The following is a 21615-nucleotide window of genomic DNA, read 5'->3' as shown; positions in this document are numbered from 1 at the left end:
AAATATTTTTGGCTCCTGCGACTGGACTCGAACCAGCGACTCCTTGATTAACAGTCAAGTGTTCTACCAACTGAACTACACAGGAATATAAAAAAGCCAAGGAATAATCCTTGACTTCTGGTAGAAGGTGTCGGACTCGAACCGCTACTCTTGCTCCCAAGGCAAGCGTGTTAACCATTACACTACACCCTCTATATAAAGCCGCACTTACACGGCAGTAGTGGTCTATTCCCACCGTCAGCACCCGAAAAGCAAAGAAAGGAGATTTTGTTACCGCTTACCCAAAGCGGCTGGTACGGGAGAAGGGAATCGAACCCTCACGACCACAGGCCAGCGGATTTTAAGTCCGCATCGTCTACCAATTCCGACACTCCCGCATATAAACTATTTACTTATCCCAAGGAACAAAATCATACAAATCAACTGGTGAATTTGCTATTTTTACTTTTATAAACCCCTTATCGACAACTTTCCATAAAGTGAATTTCATCTTCTCTACATTCTGACTAATCTGAAATTTCTGACCAGATTTAGTTGTACATAGCACACCAGCACCATTATCAGATGCAGGAATACTTTTTACAATCTTTTCAGCCGTTTCTTCTACTTTCTTTCTCATAAACTCAACCACCTTAAAATTATGGCAGGGGTAGTAGGAATCGAACCTACGATCAAGGAGTCAAAGTCCCCAGCCTTACCGCTTGGCTATACCCCTATATAAATCCCGCTGCGTTGCAAGCCGCCCTCGCTAAAAGTGAGATGAACCAAGACCATTGTTATACGGGATATGGAGACATTGGTGGGATTTGAACCCACGATCATAGTTTTGCGGACTACTGCCTTACCAATCTTGGCTACAATGTCATGTCCTGATTTTCAGGACTATTAATTACTTGAGATTTCGCATTGTCGATTGAAGCCGCTTTCCCTTGGCTTCTTCACCTCCCGGCATTTACAGTCCAAAGTATTTCTCCGCTACTCCCACAACTGCGCCCTTCGTTCAACCCGGCGCACTCTGCTGACCACAGAGTTTTCTTTATTTGGTGCTGGTAGTGGGATTTGAACCCACACGGTATTACTACCAACAGATTTTGAGTCTGCCACGTCTACCAATTCCATCATACCAGCGAATTATTTCTTTTTATATAATCTATACGCATCTTCATAAGGAATATTTTGATCCATTAATTCACGATAACATTTAACACAAAAATCAACTTCATCTACATCTGGCCTTGCTGTAGTCATAATTCCAGTATGTTGACAATCAGCACCACACCGATCACATTTTTGTTCCCATGACCACCATTTACCATCGGTGCAGGATTTTCCATAGTAATCAGTTTGCCTAATATTGTATTTCATGTTATCCTCCTATGAAATATAATTTTGTGGTACGCCAGATGGGGCTTGAACCCACGACTCACGGCTTAAAAGGCCGTTACTCTACCAACTGAGTTACTGGCGTATATCTGGTGGAGCCACGGGGACTCGAACCCCGGACTTCCTGCTTGCAAAGCAGACACTCTACCAACTGAGTTATGACCCCATAAATTAAGTATTAAGTAAAGCGGCGTTTCCTTATTTAAGTCTGACTAACTGCCGTAAAAAATCCAGACCCTTAATACTTAAATGGAGCTGCTGAAGGGACTCGAACCCCCAACCTACGCATTACAAGTGCGTTGCACTACCTATTGTGCTACAGCAGCATATAGCATAGTATTTAGTCATTCATATGGTCTAACTAAACTCCTGATGTTTGACAACCGAATCGAACGGTACTTTAACCACACCACACTCGCCCCAAAAATTACATCAGATTTTAAACTACGCTACATTTAATTGGCACTATGTAGTTCCCACACCGCTCTCCCGTTCTATTGCAAATTTCGGTGGGAGGCTGGTTGATCATACCGTACTGGTTGCGGGGACTGGACTCGAACCAGTGATTTCCAACTTATGAGGATGGCGAGATAACCAACTTCTCTACCCCGCAGTATTTAGCAGATGGTGGTTTATTGCTACATGATTAGATACCACAAAACTTTCATGTCCTATATATTCATCTGCTCTATATCAACACCTATCCAATCAACCTTAATAGTATCTTAGCGTGTGTAGGATCATTCAATGTAAATCCAAAATCTTCATAAACTCTATCTCGCAAAAATGGTAATGTATAATGTTCATAAAACACGATTTCGTACTGGCGAGGAATTTTGCTTAGAAATTCTTCAATACTATGAGGAAAATAGTTTTCACGAACTTCTCTATCCCAATTCTCAACATACCGATATGTCAGTAAGTAATGTAAAAAATCTTTATTGTTTACCAACAGGCCATTATATGCCTCAAACTCTGATACTTTATTTGGGTTTTCATGCTGAAGAACCTTTGCTAACTGAATAGAATTTGTTGGATGACAGGAACGCTTGGAATAAAACATATCACGAATTGCAATATATGTAGCACCACTATTAAAAATATTTCCATAATCCCATTCAATGTCAGATGAATACGCATGAATTTCATGAAATACAGACGAAGCATTAAGAATAGTATTATGCAAATCTGATTTTGGATTAGTTGACAGATAATCAGCATTGGGAACATTCTGTTTGGCAATATCAATCATTTCCTGACTAATATCATATCCAATCAATTTCATGCTTGGACAAATTTCTCCAACTATCTTCAACAATGATCCATCTGCACATCCATAATCATAAATTGTATCAATGCCGCCATCAATTTTGTCCAAGAACCAAATCTTATCCAACATACTCTTTCTCATTCCGTCATTATAAACATTCATATTTGCAATCGGAGTCATTCTACATCTACCTTTTATATTGTTTTACGCCGTACAGTTTCTCTCTGCATTAACCGACACGGCATCACATCGGAATGATATTACATTTTAGTGTCTATCCACAGTCATAAGGCTTAACGATAACCCATACGGCACATCTCAAGTTTAGCTGACCCAACTGAACATTTGCTCTCAAAACGGCTCTGGTGACGCATACGGGAGTCGAACCCGTGTTACTGCCGTGAAAGGGCGGTGTCTTAACCACTTGACCAATGCGCCATTTGTATTTGTTGTTATTAGGCGTTTTCTTTTGTCAGGTCTTTGTCATCCTGACATTATCTATTATAGTTGTATTTCTTGTTATTGTCAAGGGCTTTTTGAAAATTTCCTAAAAATTTTTGGTGGGGAAAGAAGGACTCGAACCATCTCCCTTTGGGCTTCAACCAAATGCTCTACCCGTTAAGCTATCTCCCCATTATAGGATAGGAGGTTACTGGCCTCCCATCCTATCATAACAATCTGTAAGTGCCGTACCCGGACGAATCTCAATACACTCCTGTTCAGGAATAACAATAGGCCGCTTATTCTTAAAGTCATACGCCGAATGTCTATTCTTCATCTTGCGTTCAATTTTCATATACTTATGTAAAATGTAAAATGTCTTATCGCCTTTTTGAACCTTGTTATATTGCTTATTGCTATACTTAAATGTCACATTAATGACCCTGTAAGTATAATCTTTTTTGTTTTGGTAGAACGAAAATTGTTCACTCGGGCATATCTGAGCAAACACCTCTTGCATCTTAATAAGATCAAGACTGTAATCCAATGTGTTGATAAACCGTCCAAGATTCAAAACTCCTGCTTGGTTTCTAAGCCTATATCCGATTGGCTTTCCATTTTCGTTGATCTTTTGATTAACACAATTATTCGATACAAAAATGTCCTTTCCATCAAGGGACGGTATTCTCACCCCATTCTCAAGCATTTAATCACTCCATTCAAAACAATAACTTCTCGCCTTTTGGTTGTTCAGGATAAAAGAACTCAGCAGTATTAGGTAACTGACTCAAAAACTCATCTGGTATTTTACCCTGATACCAAAGATTGTTGGTGGTTATCTCTCTCCCATCAAAAAACCTAATCCAAAATTGTCTGCCAGAATATCCAAGAAAATCATAATAGTTCGGATTATCTACATTCCCACCATCACGATAACATTCACCATTAATTATGATGTGTTGTTCTTTCTCAGCAATAATTTCATTCCAAAAATTCTTATAAAAACACGTTCCACTACATAACACGGCATTTGAATATTGGCTCTTTTCAATTTCCTTACCGCATATCACACATTTCACTTAATCGCCCCTTTCATTTTCACAAATATCAACAATATGATCGCACAACCTATCAGGAATAATAGAACGTTCAATATGCCCTTTTAAGCCCTGTGTTCCTGTTTTCGCTCCACGTGGAGCAGCTACATGACATGGATCGCCATTATGACATGGCGGTTTAAAACAAGGGTTAGGATGATTAGTAAAAATATCTGTAGGCTTCATTCGTGTATCTCCATACTGACAATATGTAAGCGTATATCGAGGCAAGTCTTTCATAAATCTCATTTTACGAAGTCCTCCACGTGGATTCTCAATAAACCAATACTTAGGATTAAGTTCATGAATTAATTTCAATACGTGTTGATTAACATTATCACAAAACTTAGCATACTCTGAAACAGGTGCTAAATTTCCATCATCCTCTTTACGCCTATGATGAGATATAGCAGCAATGCTATATGTTGTACAATCTGGAGAAGCCCAAATTACATCAGGTCTACCAAAATTTTTCAAAATATCATCAGCGGTTATCGTATTAATATCAGCATACAAGTCGATATTCTCAAATCTTTTATCCCACTCTATACTAAAAACATCATGCCCCCCCGCTCAAAGGCTTTCCCGATTGAACGTGTTCCAGCAAACAATTCTAATACTTTCATATTTCCTCCTGATAATTGTATTTCTTGTTATTTTCTATAAAGAACAACAGTATGCTTTGCAAAAATATCCCGAATTACAGGATACACAATATCCCAACTTGCTCCACCAAGACCACAACCAATCATATATGGCATAGCAATAGGCTCATTGTAAGGAATAATCTTTGCAAGACTCGTCAACGCCTTACTCAGTGCTGCAATATCAGTGTGCATCTTACCAACACCAAACCGCTCCTGTCCAAAAACATTGCAGACCACCTTTCCGTCATCTGTAGGAACCAGCAAAACTTTACCAAGTAACTTCTTAGCAAAGTGATCTGCACAATACTCCTGATAGCGGCGGTATACATCAGGATATTTATTTCTGATTTGAGCAGCAACACCACGCCCCATTGCTCCATAGCAATTCACTTGATGAACAATATAAGTTTCATTGGCCTCCAGTAAATCGCCATTAATCACTTTTACCATTTTCAATTTCCTCCATAACCTTATAAAATTCACTACCTTTAATTTCTGTAAATGTATCCGAATTCATTTCAATCTGATCTGCACTAAACGAACAATACAAAATACCTTTATAATCAAATAATCTTGATGAACTATGTCCCATCATATAGTTGTTGTACCATGCTGGTGAAGGTTTACTCACATTTTTCAAACCGACAGCACGTTTTACCCATTCTTTATTAATAAGAGAGTTTTTCTTAAAAAATCGTAACCCTTCATTTGTCTCTTTAGAACAAAGTTGTTTTGCAAACTTAACTTTATCATTTTCTGTAGGAACAATACCAATAACCATTGAAAACGGACAAAATAAAGTTGACTCAATTCCAAATTCTTTAAAAAAGTCATCTACAATTTTTCGATTAGGTTCAATACTATTTTTCCAATCCCAATAATCTTCGTATAATGCCGAACCTTCATTTACTGTATAAAATTTTTCCAAAAAATATTCTCCTTTCAAACGTGTGTCCAAATTTGATTATTCACAATTCTTGAAATAAGACCTACACTTACTCCAAAACACACAGCCAATTCTTGACGATTGCATTTTTGCCCTTTACCTTTTGGAATATAATGTTCTCGAATATAGCGCACATCATTTTCAGTCAATTTAGACATTCCATTATTACTCCCTTGATACTGACCACCCCTTGAACTCATTTCAAACTGAAACATATTATCAGTATCAATCAAATCCATTTGTGCGGCGTGTGCATAATTGTATTTCCTCGAACACCATTCCAAATTCTCAAGGTGGTTATTCTGCTTGTTACCGTCAATGTGATTAACAATCTCATCATTGAACCAGTTCGGCAAAAATGTTTCTGCTACACATCTATGTATTCGGATGTTCTTATTTCGTCCACAAATTGAAGTACAAATTTGCAAATAATCACTTGTCCCGATATGGGGCTTATATACTCTTTTTGTTATGGCGTTCCGAATCCTGCCATATGTAGAAATCTCGAAACGCCATGACAAATCTTCTCCGTCATACCAAGCACCAGCCCATTGTTCCAGCACAATCACTCCTTTGCTCTACAATCATAACATTGCATGAAGTTGTTTAACAGACTCAGCAATGGCCTGTGCTGCTTTTAACATATCCTCGCTGCTATTATCTTGTCCCATTGAAATACGAATTGTGCAACTCGCATCATGGTCATCCAGATACAATGCCTTCAGAACATGAGAAGGATCAAGTGAACCAGCAGTACACGCAGAACCAGCGGATACACACACATCCCTTTCATTCAGCAACAACAACATAGCTTCACTCTCACAATGAGGCAACGTAAGACTGATAATTCCCGGAACACCGCCGTCTGTATTAACATGATACTCCACACCAAGTCTATCAAGTTCGTCCAAGAATACCTTACGCAAACTTTTATAAATACCCTCTCGATAATCCATAGTGCTTTGTTTATGTAAAAGTTCTACAGCAGCACCCATAGATGCAATACCGGGAACATTCTCTGTTCCAGCACGAAGATGATGCTCTTGACCGCCCCCTGTGATAATTGGATCAATTTTCAGCCCACGGCGCACATACAGAACTCCAACACCCTTCATAGCATTAATTTTATGTCCAGACATTGCCATCAAATCAATATGACTCTTGTTCACATCTAAAGGGATATGCCCCAACGCCTGAACTGCATCGGTCATAAAAATGACCCCAAATTCCTGACACAAATCACCAATATCATCAATAAGCTGAATAGACCCAATTTCATTGTTCACAGCCATAATTGATACCATACCCAACGAATCCTTAAACTGTTGTATTACACGATCCAGTTCCTCAATATCAACACGACCATCCTGATCTACTGGCATATAAATTACCTTAAATCCATCTTTCTCTAAGGCTTGACAAGTATGAAGCACCGCATGATGCTCAATCATACTGGTAATAATTGTAGTCTTTCCAATCTTCTTCAGGTATGGAGCCATGCCACGCAACGCAAGATTGTCGGCCTCGCTTCCTCCAGCCGTAAATACAATTTCATCAGGAGTTGCACCAATGTAACTTGCAATCTGATTACGGGCTTTTTCCACTACTTTTGCCGCACTAACTCCGGCTTGATGTAGGCTACTCGGATTGCCATAATCATCATGCAAAGCCCATAGTGCAGCTTCAAATGCTTCATGTGAAATTCTTGTTGTAGCTGCATTATCTAAGTAAATCAATTTCAACACTCCTTACTGGTCATTGCGACCATCTCCATATTCATCAGCATATTTATGAAAATCCAACCTGTATTGATTTCGTTGAATCTCAATCTCTAATTCAATTTCCTCATCCGTAGGTAATCTACCGGGATCAAAAAAATCACAAATTTCATCACTTTCACACTGGTCACGCCAGATACATTCTAAGCACGAAGGCTTTTCACTTTTATATTCCATTTCAAACATCTACTCCTATCTGATTTATATTCCTCCCTTATACTGTTGTATTTATGGTTATTTATCCTAAAAAATATGTGAAATGAATTCACTTTCATCAACCTCTTTCCCATTATACTGCATTGTGGAGGATATATTCAAAAGTTTCTCCGCTCTCGTCATAGCCACATACATGAGCCGTTTTTCTTCATCTGGATTCTCGCTCTTTTCATGAGGCAATAATCCTTGGTTCACGCCAGCAACAAATACAATAGGAAATTCCAGTCCCTTAGATTTATGGATCGTCATTAACTGAACAGAATTTGGATTGGTTTTCTTTTCCTTTGAAAGCCTTGTCATAAAGGCAATAAACCTTTTCGGATCGTCATAGTCTGAAGCCATTCGTTCAAGCGTATTCAAATTTTCAACACGACTATCATCATTTTCACACAAATCTTTTGAAACATAAGAATCAAGATTTAGATAGTCACGTAAGTTTTTAATAATGTCAGCAACGGTCTTATACTTCTCGTCACCTACAGTTTTAATAGTAGCATATATATTATTGACGGCGTTCTTGTACCGCCAATTTGCTTTACTTACTGCAAACATTGCACAGTACATAGAAATCTTTTCTCTACGTGCAAGCCGCCGTACTTCCTGAATAAAGGCTTGACCAAGCCATCTATTAGGTCGGTTATATATGTATTCAAAAGCCTCATCATCATTCATATCACAAATAAGTCTGAGATAACACAGCACAGTCTTAATCTCACGGCGATCAATGAACGACAGTCCATCAACGATAGAATAAGGAATACTGTGTCGATAAAGAGATGCTTCAAAATTTTGCAGTTGTGCATTTGTCCTTGTCAATATCGCAATGTCTTTGTACTCATACCCAGCTTCCGAATACTCTTTAATCTTTGCCGCTATACCATCTGCTTCTGCTGACTCATTCAGATACCTTTCATACACTGGCTTCTCAAACTTACCCTTATCAGAAATACTTTCTACATAATGAGGATGTTTGGACTCTGGAATACATCTTGCAAAAAGGTTTGCTGCCTTAACAATATCTTGGCTACTGCGATAGTTCTTATTCAAATGGATAATTTTCGCTTCAGGCCAGTCTTGATCAAACCCAAGCACATACTTATTGTCACTACCACGCCACATAAAAATGTTCTGAAGAGGATCATCAACGACAAACACATTCTTATATTTGCTTCCAATCAGACGTAAGATTTCATACTGTACTGCATTGGTGTCCTGCATCTCATCTGCCAAGATAAACTGATACTGCTCCTGACAATAAGCCAACCCCTTTTCATTTGAACTCAAAATTTCATAACACTTTACCAGCATATCATCAAAATCTAACTGATTGTGTGCGCTTTTATATTTTTCATACTGACTATAAATTTTACCATACCTTGTAGTTTTATCTGGCTTTTTCATCTGATTTTTCTGAATAGAAATAAAACTTAGAACATCTGCGATTTCTTGTCCATCAGGTTCTTTTTCACCAAATGTATGCTGAATAACTTCCTCAATGATTTTTACCTTTTTCCAATCCTGATCCAGAATTTCAAATTCGTCCTTATTAAATTTCCTAATAATACGATACCCAAAAGAATGAAAAGTCTCAATATTTATGCGTGAAGCATATTCAGGTATCATTTCTTTCAGCCGTTTCATCATGTTCTCTTTTGCCTTTTTGCTGAAAGTGATCGCTAAAATATTCGTTGGCTCAACATCATGATCATTAATCAAACTCACAATTCGATTAACCAACACCCTTGTCTTACCAGAGCCAGCAGATGCAATGACGTTACAACATCCAGTGTAAAAGTCTACCGCTTCTTGCTGAACCTTACTTAGATTCATTTTCATGTCCTCCTATACCATATTCAATTTCATAACCATACTTTTCTTGCAATTTTTCTTGATAATCTCTATTTTTCGCTGACGGTAACGCTGGCAAAATGTCCTCAGAGTCATATGGCAGCGTTATGTCAGATAATCTCTTAAATTGTTCGATATAATTACTTACCAACTTTGGATTCTTTGCAAATCTATTTTCAGCGTTTGTGTCCATAATTTGTTTGAACACGATACCAATTTCTCTCTGCCGTTGAGTTATGGTTTTATCTGAAAAACTTTTTAAGATGTTTTTACATTGCTTTTCATCTACTCGCCAAAGTTCAAACGCTCTGCATACAAAAATAATCCCATTCTCTCGCATCAATCTTGTCAATTCGGTATTATATCTTAGTGCTTTTTTCCCATACCACTTTTCGCTGTCATAAACAATCTTTGCTTTTTTGCTTGCTTGTTCTACTAACTTGGCATACAATTCCATTTCTTCATCGGTTGCTCTACGAACTTGCGCTGGCTCAATAATTACATGACCATTATTGATCTCCGCTGTTTTTGGCATAATACCAATCATATGTGTTTCGTTGTAGATTACACAGTTCATAGCTGAAAGATACTTAATACATCTCCGAATGTAATCATCAATTCTATTATCGGCTTTATTAAAATACTCAGTCAACACATTCTGATCGAAGTCCAAATCCGTATGTGCTGCATCCTGATTGTATTTCATATTATTGTAGTTTGAATTAACAAGGTTCGTAATGTGAGCCAAGTCCAGAGAGGTAATCACAGCCATCCGATCTTTCTTGGCCTTACTATCCTTGCCATACACAACCTGATATAAAATCAGCGGAGCAAGATACTGATAAATACCTTTATGTATCTTAGAATCATACAGCGACTTCGGATACTTGTAGACTTCCAACACCTTATACTTCTTAGTTTCAGGATCATACTCATAATCACAGTATCTTGCTAATGTATCCAAAAACATACTTTGATGTTTACCGCTGGCGAATTTCTCTTTGTGGTGGTATGATCTCCGCTGCGCCTCAGAGCATACTTTATCAACCAAAGAACTCTCGTTATACGTTCCACGTTTCAATTTTACTTCTTTGCTTTCGATTTTTCTCACCTCCCTCTAAAAAGACCCCTTAGTTGCCCTCCAGAAAAAATGCCTGAAAACTTCTGTGTTACAAGGAGTTTTAAAGGTTTTGCCTATGTACTTTTTTGCCATAATTAAATATATATAATATTATGCCAAAGTGGTACATACAGAAAACCCGTCAAACACACTGTATTCAAACAGTTTCCAGCCACTTTCTCTGGAGGGCAACTGAATGAAATCGCTTATACATAGACCTTTTGATATGTTATTCTTGTGGACTTGCACCAGCAAGGACACAACAATGGGCGTTGCCGTAGGCAAAAGCACATTGCCCTACTCTCACCATTTACAGTCCATGTGCTTCCACAAAAGCATCCATTTGAGCCTGACTCCGCTTAATATAATGATAGGTGGTTTTAATGTCGTTATGCTTGAGAAGCTGCGACACCATCACCTCATCTTGCGTGTTGGTGCTGCTGGAGATCATATGATAGGGATTTGTCTTTCTTAAAGAATGTGTTCCCATGTGCATATCAATTCCCAATGCTTTAGTTGCTCTTTGAAGCATCCTCCGCATCCCATCAACGCTCATCGGCTCATCTGGTTTTTTAGAGTTCGGAAATAACCAATCAGACATTCTATACTCACCAAGGCTATTAAAATACATAGCCAGAGCATCCCTTGCTTTACTATTCAATAACACAATAGACTTCTTGCCTGTTTTTTGTTCATGCTCAAATGTCACGTGTGTTTTAAAAGAACCATCAGGATTCAGTACGTCATATACGTGCAAGTGTAAAATATCCCCCGCCCTTCGACTCATGTTCAAAGAAAACACAAAATAAGCATAGTCCCGGATATTGACGTTCTTGTGTCCTTTTCTGGTCAGAAAGAATTGCTTGAACCGCTCCACATCCTCCAGCAAATAAATAGGATCGGTGGGATTATGATTGCAATGCTGTTGTTCGCTGTATTCCTGATCCATAATAGGAGCAGCTACCTTGACAGCCGGGGAATGAATCTCTGCGGCTTTGGCCTCCATGAACTGCTGAACCCAAGGAGCAAGTGCTACCTGAAACTCACCATCAGTCAACTTCATATTTTGTGTCATCGTAAAAACCTCCAGTTTCTTGTCTTGCTCATTTTACCGATGTGCTTAAAAGGCCCTATGTTCAAGTCCCTTTTCTATTATCTATTATACGCTTTTAAACCCTGTTTGTCAACTGATTTTTGTATTTCTTGTTATAGTTTTTCGAGGCAATTACAGGGTCATCGTCATACCTATTTATATATAGGAGTTTTGGAGAGGTTTCGGCAGCGAGATTGGTGTTTTTGTGATCTACGTGGTCGGCTGAAAAGTGCTGGAGTACAGGAGTTTTTACGATGACATTTTCGATGACATTTTGGGGTAGTGGGCTGATTTGCGGTTTGGATGTTGAGTAGATGTACTCTGGCGGCTGGGCGTTTTCAAATTCTCGAAAAAGTGTAAAGTACCCCCCCACATGATCAGCACACTTCCGGCAGTACAAAAGCCCCTTGTTTTAAGGCGGTTTTGTTCGGCATACTCCAAAAACCGAACAAAAGCCAGAGCAGCCAAAAGCGAACAAAAGCGGGGATTCATGCGGGGATCAGGCCAGAGCCAGAGCCGCCAGCTTCCCGCCGTCCATTTCTGCCAGTGTTCCGGCCTTGCTTTTGATCCCGTTTCAATCGAACAAAAGGCGGGGTTTTCGTTGTTCTGCTATCCCGTCCACATTCCAGATCAGCAGCCAGCACACACAACGCCAGCGCACACGCCAGCCTTCAGGCCAGCCGTCAGCCGTCCACATGATCCCGCCAGCATAACCAGAAATACAACCACAATTTGCACAAAAACAACCACCTTTATTTGTGCAATATTTCAATCAAAAAACACTTGCATTTCTGGTTATTGTGTGGTACAATATAGACAGTGAAGGAGGGAATACAAAAGAGCCTTCACAAAAGCAAAGAGGCAATAACCACAAATACAATTAAGGCGGCAGCCGGGAGGTAATAGTAATGAAAAAGGCGATCACAATTCAAGACATTATCAACGGTATTGAATATATTACAATCATTGACGGGAAAGAAAGCAAGCCTTCCTATGGGGCGGTATGGTCAACATGGAATCAGAACATTACAAAAGAAAGTGAAAAATTTTTCGGATATAAGCCAGAAAAAGAATTTGATCCTATTGCCCGTGAAAACTACCAAAAATATATTGCTATGGCTTATTACGCCGGGCAAATCCCCGCTAAAATCATTGAAACACGTACAAATGAGATCGGGGAAGATGGTTGCTATATTTTCACGGTTGAAACTTTCGGCAGCTTGAAACTTGACGAAGAGGCCGAAGAGGACGGCGCAAAAGAAACAGAGACAGAGGCAGAGCCGGAACAGGTCACAGAAAAGGAAACGGCAGAAAAGCCGGAAAATGAAAGCGTAAAAATTCACGGCCTTTACAGTCTGGCAAATTGCGCTTGTCTTGAAGTCCATATTGAAGAAGGTTATGATCCCTTTATTATGTGGCGGCTGTCTATTGTGGACAGTGAAAAACCGCAAAAATGGCACAAGGCGAAAATATACGACACGGCAAAAGGGCGGCAATATTTCAAGTATGGCAAAATCAGAATTTATCTTGATGAGGTTATGAGGGGGTATAAACGGCAGCACTGGCACAAATAACAACAAATACAATCAATTTTAAATGCTGGCCTATCGGCAACACGGGGAGAAAGTGAAGGTTTATTATGAAACTGAAAGCGACAAAAAAGGCCATTAGAAACAGTGGTTATAACGTTTTGAAGATCGGTTATTGCAATGCTCAAAACCTTTTGAGACATAAAAGCCCCTTCGCCTATTCAGAGCGGCGGGAAGGTTGGGCTTGTGACTACTATCAGATCAACAACACTATTATTTCAACGGGTTATGATCCTATCGGGGCGAAGGTTGATTATGACTTGATCCGGGAATATGACAAAAAAGCTGAAGCAATTTGGCGGGACTATTCCCGCACATATGAGGATCAGGAAGCCGCCGTCAATGCCTTGTTAGATGATTTTATCAAGAAGGCGGCATAATAACCACAAATACAAAAGCGGCGGTTTTCTGAAGGGTTTTCCCGCTACAAATAAAGCCCCATCCTGTGAAACTATAAACTCATTCTTTCAAAATATGGAGGTTTTCAAAATGACAAATCAAAACTTGACTTTTAACACGCTTGATTCTTATTTTCTGAACACTGGCAGCATGAAGCTAAATATCGGCTATTTGCGGGACAGTATCACGGCATATTTTGACGTAACAGAGCGGAACACAAACGGCGGCAACGGTAAAAGCCTTTTACAAATCAATCTTGAAAATACACGCCGTTCTATTAAATCCCTTGTTTGGGAAGCGTTTCAGTCTATGACTAATGACTATTTAGAGAATGAGACAGGAAGCCAGAAGTATACTTGCACAAGCGCACAATTAAAAAAGTATTTGGATCAATATGGCTTTACACTTGATGAAGCATTAAAGCCTGTTATGGATGAGATCAGCGCATGGCGGGAGGCCGTGAAAAATGGGGAGGCGGCATAAATGAAATATACAGAATATGGATTAAAAATCACACTGGAAGAATTGCGGCAGCTATTGGAAAGAGCAGAAAACGAAGCACAATTTCATAATATGGAAAACTGCCTATATATTAAAGGCGGTGACAGGCCAGAGATCAGGCAATATTGTTGCTATGCGGAATGTAACGCAATAAACCATACATATTTAGCACGATAACAGACAGACAGGAGGAAAAAAAGAATGTTTCAAAAAGTATTTAATGATATTCTTTCAAATTTGGAATATGAAAATATTCCTTTTGAGGTTGTGACAGAGAACGGAAAAAGCGTGATCCGCATTGATTGCGAAGACAAGATCGGGAAAATCATTTTTGACGATACGGCAAAACGGGAGGCAAAATAAAATGACTATTAACAAGGCAAAGGCCAGCGCATACAACACGGTAACAACGGCGGCAGTATATGACTATATGCGGCAGTATTTAGCGGAAATTTCCCGCATGATAGAGCCGGAAGAGGACGGGACAGGAAACGCATACAAGGCAAAACTTCAACAGATGGAAGGAGTAAACCGCCAGACATTAAAAACTTGTGCGGCAGAATTAGAAACGGTTGTAAAGCGGCTGAAATATGCTATTGAAGGGCAATATTAACAAGCTGGAAAATCAAGTGATCCACAACGGGGAGAAGCCCGGAAATATTCAGGCTATACTTTTATAGTCTCCCCATTGTGGCAGCTTGACAAACGGCAACGGATAGGGCAAAATCGGAAGGAGTTTTTGTAATGACATTTTACACGACATTCACCACGGCAGACGGAATAAAAGCGGCTTATATCTACCAGACGAAGCGGCAGTTGATAGCAGCAGATCAGAGCGGCACTTTTAAGGCTATGCAAGAGGTAAAGCACAATAAAGCCGAAGCCGGAATAAAGGCAATAAAGGCACACTTGCAAAATAACGGCTACAAGGTTTTAAGGCCAGTAAAAGCGAATCAGTATTCAGGCGGTGACTTCCTTTTACCATTTCCCGGAAAAGAATATTTACAAAAACGTTGCTATTATTGAGCATTGAAAAAGAGGCGGAGAAAATGAAAGTAAATCGTGATTTTGAAATTAACGGCGCAAAATTTCATTTGAATGATGGTAAAGGAATTTTTTGTAAATCAAAATACATACTTATGTATTATGTTGAAGATTTTGGTTGGATTGAAATAACTGGATCAGTAAACAACAAAAAAGAAGCGGTTAAACTTGCAAAAGAAATGGAAAAATGCTTGATAAGTTTGAAGCGGCGGCATTAGAGGCCATTCAGAAAGCAATACAAGCGGTAACAGGCAGCGGAAAGTTGGAAACACGTATTCTCAATGCGGAATACAATATGGGGAAGTTTGCGGTATTAGTGGAAATTCTGGAAGGGATGAACACAGAGCGGTTTGTATCTGTTGTAAATCAAACGGCAGCGGACAGAGACAGAGTTATGAAATTCATTGAACAGATTTACAGTATCAGAATAGGAACAGAAAAGCAAATGGAAGTGTAGGTCAAAATATTATTGCAGGACTATATGGGAGGTAACGGAAAAATGAGGGTTAAATATCTGCCAGTTGCAGAAGGGCGCAGATTGCACATAGAAGTGTTTCCTAACTTTTCTGCCAGTGGATCAATAAAGGGAATGAAAGACAAGTTTTATGGTAAAAATGCCTTGCTTGTGAAATGTGGCAGCTACATTTACAATGTTGGAAATTCAGACTATGGCAGAACGATTTACCACAATAGGGCGCATTAAAGGAGGATCATAAAATGGCACGTTATCAAGCAGTTATCAATACTGATGGTTACAAGCTAATGCCTTGCAGTAAAAAGAATTGGGAAGCCGGAACAGTCAATGATTTTATGCTTGCTATTAACGGCTGGAAAAGTACAGAGCGCAGCCTTCAGGAAGTCCGCTGGAGAATTGAAATGCTTTTTAAACACGCACATTATCATTGCGGAAATTCTCATTGGGAAAAATGGTTTGCACAGAGAAAGAACAAGATTAAATATCATGATCGGTTGTGTGAATTGGATCGTCTGGATGATATTTCTGTTCCGGGCTTTGCACAAGGCTATGTGGATATTGGTGCTTTATTGGAAAAACTGAAAGCAGAGGGAAAAGTCCTTATTCCTTTTAGTATGGGATATGACATAAGGCAGAGTGGCGGCAAGCGGTATAAAGGTTGCTACATGGAAATTTGCAGAGTAGCATAGGAGGAAATATGAACGAACAAATTAAGTTATCAATCAATCACGAAAAGTTAAAAGAGTGTGGATTGAGTTTTGAAAATTGGAGCGATATGTATTATTACATTAAGTCATTAGTAGAGTGGTTAGAAAGTCATAACAAGAATTACAACAAGACGCAGTATTACAAGATCGTAACGATAAAGGAAATTCTTGAAAGCATTGATTGTGGCGTTTGATAACGTAAAAGGAGGATCGGAACATGGAAAGCAAAATGACAATCCGGCAGCTTCGTAATGCGGTATGTAATGGAGAGTTGATTGTACGGGACAACAATATCATTATGCAATCAACGCATGACAATAGTGGAAAATCCCGTGTTGAGTTGACAAATGTAATGTGTTCCTATGACGCTATACTTTCTTTGCCAGTTGAAAGAATTAACTATGACAGTGGAAAATTCGTTGCAATGATTGATATTCCAGCGGCGGCATTAGCTGGAATGACACAGTAAGGAGGGCAGAAAATGGTTGTGGATTTTGAAACTGCTTGTGAAGAATTAACTTTATGTTCTGAAAAGTATTGTCCATTTATCGCTGGAAAAATTATAGGCAATGATCCATGCAATGCAAGTTATTGTCATATTGCGTATGAAAAATATGTTGCAGAAAATGCAAAGAAGGGACGGTAAGGCAAGATGAAACTGAAAGAGTTAAACACTACATTGGAAAATCAGCGGACAATTTGTTACAAGAAAGACGGCAATTCAATCACGTATCACAATAAGGATATGCGGCTTGTGGAAGGTTGTCTGTATTGTGGAGAGCCAGAGGCAGAAAGTCAGTGGAATAGCTATTGTATGCTTTATGTACGCTATCCAGATCAGAAAGTGGCAATGGAAATTGGTACAGTCAATGCGGACTACAATGTAGAAGAAGCGGTTGGCGTGGTCAAGAAAAACGGAATTGAAACACAGGACACATTTATTGAATGTGTCAAGCGGAAAATTGAGGCGCAGGATCATATTCAGTTGACATGGATTGAGTATTTAAAATATATCCGTCCTACTTTGATTGACGCTTGTTGGGAAAGTCGGAAAGCCTTTGCAGAAAAGCGTGAACAGATTAGACAGGAGCGGAAAGCACAGAGGGATGCAGAGGATCAAAAGTATGTAGCAGAGCGTAACGCAGAAATGGAAAGGCAGATTGCGGCGGCGTATGAGGTTATCCGTAATGGCGGTACACTTGAAAATTCTGATGTGTCAATCTATGAAAGCCGTTATAACTGTCACACTTATAAGATCGTCAATTATTTGTTCCGGCAGCATGGCGTAAATTGTCCGATTAAGACTCAAGGCTGGATCAATGAGAGACTTTCACAAGTTACTATCACTCCAGAAGGAACCGTCCATGTACGGTTTTGGAAAACAAAGAACGGAAAGTGTTCAGAAAAAGTTTTTGATTGTTTGTTCGAGTTGGTAAGGATCGTAAGAGCGGAAAATTAGAAAGAAACACAGGAATAAACCAGTCTTTTTAGTAAGTTGGAAAAACAACAACAAATACAACACAAATTATTAGGAGGAAATAAAAATGACACGTTTTAATATTCAGTGGACGGCAAAGACTCTGACTAATCAGATGAACAAGGGCAAGGTAAACTTCGACAATGCGGTGCAGCGTGGGCTTGTATGGGACAATGGAAAAAAGAGCCTTCTCATTCACAGTATGCTTTATGGTTATGCCATTCCCGCTATGTACTTTACACGGGATGAGAACGGAGCGTATGACAGTCTGGACGGAAAGCAGCGCAGCAATGCCATTAGTGGATTTTTGAATGGAGATTATGCACTGGCTACTGACTTCCCCGCCGTGACAGATGATGATGGTAACACAGAGGACTTCAGCGGCATGACATTTGAACAGTTGCCGGAGTGGGCGCAGGATAGGATCAAGGATTATAACCTGACTATTTACTATTATGAGGATATGACAGAGGATGAGGTACGGGAGTTTTTCAGGCGGCTTAACAATGGCAAACCTCTGTCCTCTATCGAGTTGACCAGAGTAAATACGGCAAATCTGAAAGTATTTCAGGAATTGGCTGGACATGACACCATTCAGGCAGTTGTTACAGAGGCCGGAAAAAAGCGGTTTACTGATGAAATGATCGCTATGCAGTTGTACCATATTGCCACAGTGGAAAATCCTGATTTTGGTACAAAGTCTTTCCGGGAGTGGGCGCAGGACGTTCAGATTGACAATGAGGTTATTAGCCGCCTCGACTCTGGTCTGAACGCTTACAAGGAATTTCTGGATAGTTTGGATAGCAAGGAGGATAAACAGCTTATTAAGACCGTTAAGGCAAGGACACATTTTATCAGCGCAGTTTACTATTGCTATCTGGCGGTTGAAGCGGAAAAGTCTCAGGATGAGATCAACAATATTTTGGCAGACTTCTTTAACGGAAGCCCCTCTACCTCTGATGACTACAATAAGACCGTAACTTCTGGCAGCGCAAAGCCCGCCTCTGTTCAGATGCGCCGTGACGTTATGAAAGCCCTTGTTGGTGAGGACACGAATTGCGAGAACGGTACGTATGATTGTGAGAGTTGCGTGAACAACGGCACGTGTAATAGGCAGGACGAAGGCGAAGAGGATCAGGCCGAGTAAATCATACTGGAAAAATCATAAGCTGACCTATCGGCTATACGGGGATGGAGGAAAACAAGATGTACCAAAACATTATTTCTCCCGATATTGTTTCATTCCGCAGATATTTTGTCATTGGAGAGTATGACACTCTGGATGATGCAAAGGCAAAGCTGGATGTAGATGTGGAAAATTGGAAGTCAAACAACAAAGTCTATTACAAAAGGAATTATCCTTTTGCGTGGGCGACAATCAAAGGCTAACAGCCAGAAAGGAAAGCGGTTATGAACACAACAATAAGAAAAGAGTTTGTGGACACCTTTAATAAGTTGACACACAAGTTATCTCCGTGGGAAGTTTGGAAAGACTTTGTGGTTATGTGTTCGTGTTCTTTCTCTAATGCGCTGGATAAAAGCCATTATGATGAACGGGAAAAGTTGTATATGGATACGATCAAAAAGTATGACAAAGAGGATCAGGCGGCTTTCCCGAAGTTGTTGGCTTATACAGTAATGGCTTTAGAGGAAAATCCCGATCAAGATTTTCTTGGGACTATCTATACTGAACTTGGTCTTGTCAACAAGCAACACAAACAGATTTTCACTCCCTATAATGTGAGTCGCCTTATGGCAGAAATCACGATGGAGAATGTAGCGCAGGAGGTTAGGGAGAAAGGGTACATAACGCTCAATGATGATTGTTGCGGCGCAGGATCGACACTGATTGCCGGAGTCAATACAATTAAGAGCATACTGGAAAAACAGGGGTTGAACTTCCAGAATCACTTGCTTGTTGCGGCGCAGGATATTGACTTGACTGTTGGACTTATGTGCTACATTCAGTTATCCTTGCTTGGTGTAGCGGCCTATATCAAGATTGACGATGCAATCTCAAAGCCTATGGCAGTAGATGACACACTGGAAAATTATTGGTTTACTCCAATGTACTTTTCCGAAGTATGGAAAACTCGCAGGATGATCAAACAGGTGGAGCAGCTTTTCAAGGAGGATAAATAAGATGGTGTACAAACGTGATTATAATTGTCTGGTAAAGCGAGTTGACAAGTTGATGCGTCAGCTTGGAGCAGAGCAGGATCGGTATGGAGCATATCACTTTGATACGGCTTGTGGAAAGATTCGAGTTAAGGTTGATGAGTTTAGACCGAAGTGTGAGTGCATATGGGTATATACGTGTGTGGAAAATTCTGAACTTGCAAAGCAGCGGTTTCATCGTACAGAGATTTTTAAGTATATGACACAGGATTTGAATACATTTAATGGCAAGTACAATGCGTTTCATGAAAGCGTAGATATTTTGTATCACTGGCTTTATGAGTATGTAACGGCTTGCCTTTCTGATGGAAAGAAGGTTGAGTATTGATGGAGAAAACAATCTTTGGTGGTAGGCCAAAAAATCCAGTAGCATATTGCGCTCTCCATTGTGGATCATTAACTGTAAAAGAAATGAAGCGTAAAGGTTGCCTTGGAAAACAATGTCGGCATTTACAAAAGAATGAGCAACATGAATACTGGAAACAAAGAGAATTGGCAAAGGCCAGAAAGGAAAAATAACATGAAAGATGAGATTTATTATGTGTTGGTTGATGGAAATATTGTCACTCGGCACGAAGTTGATATGGCATTTTACGTGACTCATGGTTATCATAACACGCATAGTCATGAGCAAGAATTTTTGAAATGGTTGTATTCTTTGTTTGGGAAAACTATTAAGCAAGCAATCCCGGAATATAATATGCAAGTAGAAAAACTTGCACAGTCACGCCCGATCCTTGCAATGAAGTTGTATCGTGATCGTTATGGTTGTACGTTAGGTTATGCAAGAGATTATGTGGATAATTTGAAAAATAGGACTTGACAATAACCACAAATACAAGTATAATAAGAATGTAGAACAATCTGATTGCGTAGGTGAATGACAATGTTTGCGGTTTGTTTACTTGTCCTGCTGGGTATCTGGATTATTCCAAAAATCAGAGAAAGCAAAGGTCGTGCAGCATGGGAACAAAAGCCAGTAGAAGAAAAATGGCAATCTTATCTTGATGCTTTGCGGAAAATGAATTGGGATACGTTTCAATTCGGAAGTTACAATCTGAAAGATTGGCATTACGATGAAGTGATTGGATTTTTGGATAGGCTTGAATCTGGAGTATTCCCCGTTGATGATTGGGAAATTACAAAAGTGGATGGAGAAATTAAGCATACTGGAAAAATCACATTTGATTTGTCCGATGTGGAAAATTACATCTTGAATTGTCATGAGATGTATATTGATCCTACACTGGAAAAACTGTTTGATAAAGATTGTCGTGAGGATTTTCGCAACGGAATTGTGTTGATTGATCGGCAGCGTATGACAGTGGCAGAAGCCAGAGAATATTGCTATCGGAAAGTTACTGCAAAAATGGAGCAGATTTATAACTTCAGAATGGAGAAATGAC

Annotated in this window: 36 protein-coding genes and 12 tRNA genes; 22 read left to right on the top strand and 26 right to left on the bottom strand. The window is 39.5% G+C overall.

The genetic code is table 11. From position 1 onward, the window contains the following. Nucleotides 1-9: 9 nt before the first annotated feature. The 26 genes from VSQ30_RS03995 to VSQ30_RS03870 form a co-directional block, all read right to left on the bottom strand. Nucleotides 10-85, bottom strand: a tRNA-Asn gene (locus tag VSQ30_RS03995). A gap of 37 nt (nucleotides 86-122) precedes the next feature. Beyond that, nucleotides 123-192 (bottom strand) — tRNA-Pro (locus tag VSQ30_RS03990). 99 nt (nucleotides 193-291) lie between these two features. Then, nucleotides 292-377, bottom strand: a tRNA-Leu gene (locus tag VSQ30_RS03985). A gap of 11 nt (nucleotides 378-388) precedes the next feature. Then, nucleotides 389-619 (bottom strand): hypothetical protein, encoded by a 231-nt coding sequence (locus VSQ30_RS03980; RefSeq protein WP_334462159.1) that lies wholly within the window; start codon nucleotides 617-619, stop codon nucleotides 389-391. 22 nt (nucleotides 620-641) lie between these two features. Beyond that, nucleotides 642-715, bottom strand: a tRNA-Gln gene (locus VSQ30_RS03975). A 73-nt stretch (nucleotides 716-788) separates the two neighbouring features. After that, nucleotides 789-864, bottom strand: a tRNA-Cys gene (locus tag VSQ30_RS03970). Nucleotides 865-1041: 177 nt separating this feature from the next. Continuing rightward, a tRNA-Leu gene (locus VSQ30_RS03965) sits at nucleotides 1042-1128 on the bottom strand. A 3-nt stretch (nucleotides 1129-1131) separates the two neighbouring features. Next, nucleotides 1132-1365 carry a hypothetical protein gene (locus VSQ30_RS03960; RefSeq protein ID WP_334462158.1) on the bottom strand — a complete coding sequence of 78 codons (234 nt, stop codon included), beginning with the start codon at nucleotides 1363-1365 and terminating at the stop codon, nucleotides 1132-1134. A 27-nt stretch (nucleotides 1366-1392) separates the two neighbouring features. Continuing rightward, nucleotides 1393-1468: transfer RNA gene (locus VSQ30_RS03955), tRNA-Lys, on the bottom strand. A 5-nt stretch (nucleotides 1469-1473) separates the two neighbouring features. Then, nucleotides 1474-1549, bottom strand: a tRNA-Ala gene (locus VSQ30_RS03950). Between the two features lie 84 nt (nucleotides 1550-1633). Then, nucleotides 1634-1709, bottom strand: a tRNA-Thr gene (locus tag VSQ30_RS03945). Between the two features lie 210 nt (nucleotides 1710-1919). Further along, nucleotides 1920-1996 (bottom strand) — tRNA-Met (locus VSQ30_RS03940). Between the two features lie 87 nt (nucleotides 1997-2083). After that, nucleotides 2084-2833: a class I SAM-dependent methyltransferase gene (locus VSQ30_RS03935; RefSeq protein WP_217959364.1), complete on the bottom strand. Its 750-nt coding sequence runs from the start codon at nucleotides 2831-2833 to the stop codon at nucleotides 2084-2086. 183 nt (nucleotides 2834-3016) lie between these two features. After that, nucleotides 3017-3091, bottom strand: a tRNA-Glu gene (locus VSQ30_RS03930). A gap of 120 nt (nucleotides 3092-3211) precedes the next feature. Next, nucleotides 3212-3286, bottom strand: a tRNA-Phe gene (locus tag VSQ30_RS03925). 16 nt (nucleotides 3287-3302) lie between these two features. Then, a complete protein-coding gene (locus tag VSQ30_RS03920; protein ID WP_334462156.1) occupies nucleotides 3303-3800 on the bottom strand; it encodes a hypothetical protein in 498 nt (165 codons plus the stop codon). Between the two features lie 13 nt (nucleotides 3801-3813). After that, the gene (locus VSQ30_RS03915; RefSeq protein WP_334462154.1) at nucleotides 3814-4173 is read right to left on the bottom strand and encodes a hypothetical protein; all 360 of its coding nucleotides are present in this window, start codon (nucleotides 4171-4173) and stop codon (nucleotides 3814-3816) included. Further along, nucleotides 4174-4707 carry a DNA cytosine methyltransferase gene (locus VSQ30_RS03910; RefSeq protein WP_334462153.1) on the bottom strand — a complete coding sequence of 178 codons (534 nt, stop codon included), beginning with the start codon at nucleotides 4705-4707 and terminating at the stop codon, nucleotides 4174-4176. It abuts the gene before it with no gap. A gap of 137 nt (nucleotides 4708-4844) precedes the next feature. Beyond that, nucleotides 4845-5288 (bottom strand): macro domain-containing protein, encoded by a 444-nt coding sequence (locus VSQ30_RS03905; RefSeq protein ID WP_334462152.1) that lies wholly within the window; start codon nucleotides 5286-5288, stop codon nucleotides 4845-4847. After that, complete coding sequence (locus tag VSQ30_RS03900) at nucleotides 5272-5766, bottom strand: hypothetical protein (protein ID WP_334462151.1); 495 nt, start codon at nucleotides 5764-5766, stop codon at nucleotides 5272-5274. Before VSQ30_RS03900 ends, VSQ30_RS03905 begins: the two co-directional genes overlap by 17 nt. 14 nt (nucleotides 5767-5780) lie before the next feature. Next, on the bottom strand, nucleotides 5781-6347 hold the full coding sequence (locus VSQ30_RS03895) for an HNH endonuclease signature motif containing protein (RefSeq protein ID WP_217959353.1): 567 nt from the start codon (nucleotides 6345-6347) through the stop codon (nucleotides 5781-5783). A gap of 21 nt (nucleotides 6348-6368) precedes the next feature. Then, the gene (locus VSQ30_RS03890) at nucleotides 6369-7520 is read right to left on the bottom strand and encodes a cysteine desulfurase family protein (RefSeq protein WP_334462149.1); all 1152 of its coding nucleotides are present in this window, start codon (nucleotides 7518-7520) and stop codon (nucleotides 6369-6371) included. A gap of 12 nt (nucleotides 7521-7532) precedes the next feature. Then, a complete protein-coding gene (locus VSQ30_RS03885; protein ID WP_217959351.1) occupies nucleotides 7533-7739 on the bottom strand; it encodes a hypothetical protein in 207 nt (68 codons plus the stop codon). Between the two features lie 66 nt (nucleotides 7740-7805). After that, nucleotides 7806-9608 carry an ATP-dependent helicase gene (locus VSQ30_RS03880; protein ID WP_334462147.1) on the bottom strand — a complete coding sequence of 601 codons (1803 nt, stop codon included), beginning with the start codon at nucleotides 9606-9608 and terminating at the stop codon, nucleotides 7806-7808. Further along, nucleotides 9595-10737: a hypothetical protein gene (locus tag VSQ30_RS03875; protein WP_334462146.1), complete on the bottom strand. Its 1143-nt coding sequence runs from the start codon at nucleotides 10735-10737 to the stop codon at nucleotides 9595-9597. Before VSQ30_RS03875 ends, VSQ30_RS03880 begins: the two co-directional genes overlap by 14 nt. A 319-nt stretch (nucleotides 10738-11056) precedes the next feature. Beyond that, nucleotides 11057-11821 (bottom strand): tyrosine-type recombinase/integrase, encoded by a 765-nt coding sequence (locus VSQ30_RS03870; RefSeq protein WP_334462145.1) that lies wholly within the window; start codon nucleotides 11819-11821, stop codon nucleotides 11057-11059. A 926-nt stretch (nucleotides 11822-12747) separates the two neighbouring features. Here VSQ30_RS03870 and VSQ30_RS03865 point away from each other — a divergent pair. The 22 genes from VSQ30_RS03865 (at nucleotide 12748) to VSQ30_RS03760 (ending at nucleotide 21614) form a co-directional block, all read left to right on the top strand. Further along, nucleotides 12748-13413, top strand: a complete 666-nt coding sequence (locus VSQ30_RS03865) for a hypothetical protein (protein WP_334462144.1) — start codon at nucleotides 12748-12750, stop codon at nucleotides 13411-13413. Nucleotides 13414-13478: 65 nt separating this feature from the next. Further along, nucleotides 13479-13808 (top strand): hypothetical protein, encoded by a 330-nt coding sequence (locus VSQ30_RS03860; RefSeq protein WP_285829482.1) that lies wholly within the window; start codon nucleotides 13479-13481, stop codon nucleotides 13806-13808. Nucleotides 13809-13917: 109 nt separating this feature from the next. Next, nucleotides 13918-14310 carry a hypothetical protein gene (locus VSQ30_RS03855; protein ID WP_334462140.1) on the top strand — a complete coding sequence of 131 codons (393 nt, stop codon included), beginning with the start codon at nucleotides 13918-13920 and terminating at the stop codon, nucleotides 14308-14310. Continuing rightward, entirely contained in the window at nucleotides 14311-14505 is a 195-nt protein-coding gene (locus VSQ30_RS03850) for a hypothetical protein (protein ID WP_334462139.1), read from the top strand. Between the two features lie 24 nt (nucleotides 14506-14529). Further along, nucleotides 14530-14691, top strand: coding sequence for a hypothetical protein (locus VSQ30_RS03845; protein ID WP_334462137.1), 162 nt, complete (start codon nucleotides 14530-14532; stop codon nucleotides 14689-14691). Between the two features lies 1 nt (nucleotide 14692). Further along, nucleotides 14693-14941, top strand: coding sequence for a hypothetical protein (locus VSQ30_RS03840; protein WP_217959338.1), 249 nt, complete (start codon nucleotides 14693-14695; stop codon nucleotides 14939-14941). 131 nt (nucleotides 14942-15072) lie between these two features. Further along, nucleotides 15073-15354, top strand: coding sequence for a hypothetical protein (locus tag VSQ30_RS03835; protein WP_334462135.1), 282 nt, complete (start codon nucleotides 15073-15075; stop codon nucleotides 15352-15354). Between the two features lie 23 nt (nucleotides 15355-15377). After that, nucleotides 15378-15590, top strand: a complete 213-nt coding sequence (locus tag VSQ30_RS03830) for a hypothetical protein (RefSeq protein ID WP_334462134.1) — start codon at nucleotides 15378-15380, stop codon at nucleotides 15588-15590. Further along, entirely contained in the window at nucleotides 15560-15829 is a 270-nt protein-coding gene (locus VSQ30_RS03825) for a hypothetical protein (protein ID WP_334462132.1), read from the top strand. The genes VSQ30_RS03830 and VSQ30_RS03825 overlap by 31 nt, the downstream gene beginning before the upstream one ends. A 42-nt stretch (nucleotides 15830-15871) precedes the next feature. Further along, entirely contained in the window at nucleotides 15872-16075 is a 204-nt protein-coding gene (locus VSQ30_RS03820) for a hypothetical protein (protein WP_334462130.1), read from the top strand. A 14-nt stretch (nucleotides 16076-16089) separates the two neighbouring features. Beyond that, a complete protein-coding gene (locus VSQ30_RS03815) occupies nucleotides 16090-16536 on the top strand; it encodes a hypothetical protein (protein WP_334462129.1) in 447 nt (148 codons plus the stop codon). A gap of 8 nt (nucleotides 16537-16544) precedes the next feature. Continuing rightward, the gene (locus VSQ30_RS03810; protein WP_334462127.1) at nucleotides 16545-16748 is read left to right on the top strand and encodes a hypothetical protein; all 204 of its coding nucleotides are present in this window, start codon (nucleotides 16545-16547) and stop codon (nucleotides 16746-16748) included. Nucleotides 16749-16771: 23 nt separating this feature from the next. Then, nucleotides 16772-17023 carry a hypothetical protein gene (locus VSQ30_RS03805; protein ID WP_334462126.1) on the top strand — a complete coding sequence of 84 codons (252 nt, stop codon included), beginning with the start codon at nucleotides 16772-16774 and terminating at the stop codon, nucleotides 17021-17023. Nucleotides 17024-17035: 12 nt separating this feature from the next. Further along, nucleotides 17036-17200: a hypothetical protein gene (locus tag VSQ30_RS03800; RefSeq protein ID WP_334462125.1), complete on the top strand. Its 165-nt coding sequence runs from the start codon at nucleotides 17036-17038 to the stop codon at nucleotides 17198-17200. Between the two features lie 6 nt (nucleotides 17201-17206). Further along, a complete protein-coding gene (locus VSQ30_RS03795; RefSeq protein ID WP_334462123.1) occupies nucleotides 17207-18013 on the top strand; it encodes a hypothetical protein in 807 nt (268 codons plus the stop codon). An 85-nt stretch (nucleotides 18014-18098) separates the two neighbouring features. Next, on the top strand, nucleotides 18099-19178 hold the full coding sequence (locus VSQ30_RS03790; RefSeq protein WP_334462121.1) for a GmrSD restriction endonuclease domain-containing protein: 1080 nt from the start codon (nucleotides 18099-18101) through the stop codon (nucleotides 19176-19178). Nucleotides 19179-19237: 59 nt separating this feature from the next. Further along, a complete protein-coding gene (locus VSQ30_RS03785; RefSeq protein WP_334462120.1) occupies nucleotides 19238-19420 on the top strand; it encodes a hypothetical protein in 183 nt (60 codons plus the stop codon). Nucleotides 19421-19441: 21 nt separating this feature from the next. Then, a complete protein-coding gene (locus VSQ30_RS03780; protein ID WP_334462119.1) occupies nucleotides 19442-20173 on the top strand; it encodes an N-6 DNA methylase in 732 nt (243 codons plus the stop codon). Nucleotide 20174: 1 nt separating this feature from the next. After that, nucleotides 20175-20537 (top strand): hypothetical protein, encoded by a 363-nt coding sequence (locus VSQ30_RS03775; RefSeq protein WP_334462117.1) that lies wholly within the window; start codon nucleotides 20175-20177, stop codon nucleotides 20535-20537. Next, nucleotides 20534-20728, top strand: a complete 195-nt coding sequence (locus VSQ30_RS03770; RefSeq protein ID WP_334462115.1) for a hypothetical protein — start codon at nucleotides 20534-20536, stop codon at nucleotides 20726-20728. Before VSQ30_RS03775 ends, VSQ30_RS03770 begins: the two co-directional genes overlap by 4 nt. A gap of 1 nt (nucleotide 20729) precedes the next feature. Further along, the gene (locus VSQ30_RS03765; RefSeq protein WP_334462114.1) at nucleotides 20730-21032 is read left to right on the top strand and encodes a hypothetical protein; all 303 of its coding nucleotides are present in this window, start codon (nucleotides 20730-20732) and stop codon (nucleotides 21030-21032) included. A 57-nt stretch (nucleotides 21033-21089) separates the two neighbouring features. Beyond that, nucleotides 21090-21614 carry a hypothetical protein gene (locus VSQ30_RS03760; protein ID WP_334462112.1) on the top strand — a complete coding sequence of 175 codons (525 nt, stop codon included), beginning with the start codon at nucleotides 21090-21092 and terminating at the stop codon, nucleotides 21612-21614. The last annotated feature ends 1 nt before the right edge of the window (nucleotide 21615 follow it).

Origin of the sequence: Acutalibacter sp. JLR.KK004 (genome assembly GCF_036941085.1) — a bacterium.
Classification (GTDB): Bacteria; Bacillota; Clostridia; order Oscillospirales; family Acutalibacteraceae; genus Acutalibacter.
The sequence above is the reverse complement of the archived record's forward strand: the minus strand, read 5'-3'. Positions and strand labels throughout refer to the sequence as shown.

What these genes read in the sequence shown, in the direction of transcription:
- VSQ30_RS03980 (WP_334462159.1), bottom strand. Translation starts at nt 619, where the DNA reads ATGAGAAAGAAAGTAGAAGAAACGGCTGAAAAGATTGTAAAAAGTATT.
- VSQ30_RS03960 (WP_334462158.1), bottom strand. Translation starts at nt 1,365, where the DNA reads ATGAAATACAATATTAGGCAAACTGATTACTATGGAAAATCCTGCACC.
- VSQ30_RS03935 (WP_217959364.1), bottom strand. Translation starts at nt 2,833, where the DNA reads ATGACTCCGATTGCAAATATGAATGTTTATAATGACGGAATGAGAAAG.
- VSQ30_RS03920 (WP_334462156.1), bottom strand. Translation starts at nt 3,800, where the DNA reads ATGCTTGAGAATGGGGTGAGAATACCGTCCCTTGATGGAAAGGACATT.
- VSQ30_RS03905 (WP_334462152.1), bottom strand. Translation starts at nt 5,288, where the DNA reads ATGGTAAAAGTGATTAATGGCGATTTACTGGAGGCCAATGAAACTTAT.
- VSQ30_RS03885 (WP_217959351.1), bottom strand. Translation starts at nt 7,739, where the DNA reads ATGGAATATAAAAGTGAAAAGCCTTCGTGCTTAGAATGTATCTGGCGT.
- VSQ30_RS03880 (WP_334462147.1), bottom strand. Translation starts at nt 9,608, where the DNA reads ATGAATCTAAGTAAGGTTCAGCAAGAAGCGGTAGACTTTTACACTGGA.
- VSQ30_RS03870 (WP_334462145.1), bottom strand. Translation starts at nt 11,821, where the DNA reads ATGACACAAAATATGAAGTTGACTGATGGTGAGTTTCAGGTAGCACTT.
- VSQ30_RS03865 (WP_334462144.1), top strand. Translation starts at nt 12,748, where the DNA reads ATGAAAAAGGCGATCACAATTCAAGACATTATCAACGGTATTGAATAT.
- VSQ30_RS03860 (WP_285829482.1), top strand. Translation starts at nt 13,479, where the DNA reads ATGAAACTGAAAGCGACAAAAAAGGCCATTAGAAACAGTGGTTATAAC.
- VSQ30_RS03855 (WP_334462140.1), top strand. Translation starts at nt 13,918, where the DNA reads ATGACAAATCAAAACTTGACTTTTAACACGCTTGATTCTTATTTTCTG.
- VSQ30_RS03850 (WP_334462139.1), top strand. Translation starts at nt 14,311, where the DNA reads ATGAAATATACAGAATATGGATTAAAAATCACACTGGAAGAATTGCGG.
- VSQ30_RS03845 (WP_334462137.1), top strand. Translation starts at nt 14,530, where the DNA reads ATGTTTCAAAAAGTATTTAATGATATTCTTTCAAATTTGGAATATGAA.
- VSQ30_RS03840 (WP_217959338.1), top strand. Translation starts at nt 14,693, where the DNA reads ATGACTATTAACAAGGCAAAGGCCAGCGCATACAACACGGTAACAACG.
- VSQ30_RS03835 (WP_334462135.1), top strand. Translation starts at nt 15,073, where the DNA reads ATGACATTTTACACGACATTCACCACGGCAGACGGAATAAAAGCGGCT.
- VSQ30_RS03830 (WP_334462134.1), top strand. Translation starts at nt 15,378, where the DNA reads ATGAAAGTAAATCGTGATTTTGAAATTAACGGCGCAAAATTTCATTTG.
- VSQ30_RS03825 (WP_334462132.1), top strand. Translation starts at nt 15,560, where the DNA reads ATGCTTGATAAGTTTGAAGCGGCGGCATTAGAGGCCATTCAGAAAGCA.
- VSQ30_RS03820 (WP_334462130.1), top strand. Translation starts at nt 15,872, where the DNA reads ATGAGGGTTAAATATCTGCCAGTTGCAGAAGGGCGCAGATTGCACATA.
- VSQ30_RS03815 (WP_334462129.1), top strand. Translation starts at nt 16,090, where the DNA reads ATGGCACGTTATCAAGCAGTTATCAATACTGATGGTTACAAGCTAATG.
- VSQ30_RS03810 (WP_334462127.1), top strand. Translation starts at nt 16,545, where the DNA reads ATGAACGAACAAATTAAGTTATCAATCAATCACGAAAAGTTAAAAGAG.
- VSQ30_RS03805 (WP_334462126.1), top strand. Translation starts at nt 16,772, where the DNA reads ATGGAAAGCAAAATGACAATCCGGCAGCTTCGTAATGCGGTATGTAAT.
- VSQ30_RS03800 (WP_334462125.1), top strand. Translation starts at nt 17,036, where the DNA reads ATGGTTGTGGATTTTGAAACTGCTTGTGAAGAATTAACTTTATGTTCT.
- VSQ30_RS03795 (WP_334462123.1), top strand. Translation starts at nt 17,207, where the DNA reads ATGAAACTGAAAGAGTTAAACACTACATTGGAAAATCAGCGGACAATT.
- VSQ30_RS03790 (WP_334462121.1), top strand. Translation starts at nt 18,099, where the DNA reads ATGACACGTTTTAATATTCAGTGGACGGCAAAGACTCTGACTAATCAG.
- VSQ30_RS03785 (WP_334462120.1), top strand. Translation starts at nt 19,238, where the DNA reads ATGTACCAAAACATTATTTCTCCCGATATTGTTTCATTCCGCAGATAT.
- VSQ30_RS03780 (WP_334462119.1), top strand. Translation starts at nt 19,442, where the DNA reads ATGAACACAACAATAAGAAAAGAGTTTGTGGACACCTTTAATAAGTTG.
- VSQ30_RS03775 (WP_334462117.1), top strand. Translation starts at nt 20,175, where the DNA reads ATGGTGTACAAACGTGATTATAATTGTCTGGTAAAGCGAGTTGACAAG.
- VSQ30_RS03765 (WP_334462114.1), top strand. Translation starts at nt 20,730, where the DNA reads ATGAAAGATGAGATTTATTATGTGTTGGTTGATGGAAATATTGTCACT.
- VSQ30_RS03760 (WP_334462112.1), top strand. Translation starts at nt 21,090, where the DNA reads ATGACAATGTTTGCGGTTTGTTTACTTGTCCTGCTGGGTATCTGGATT.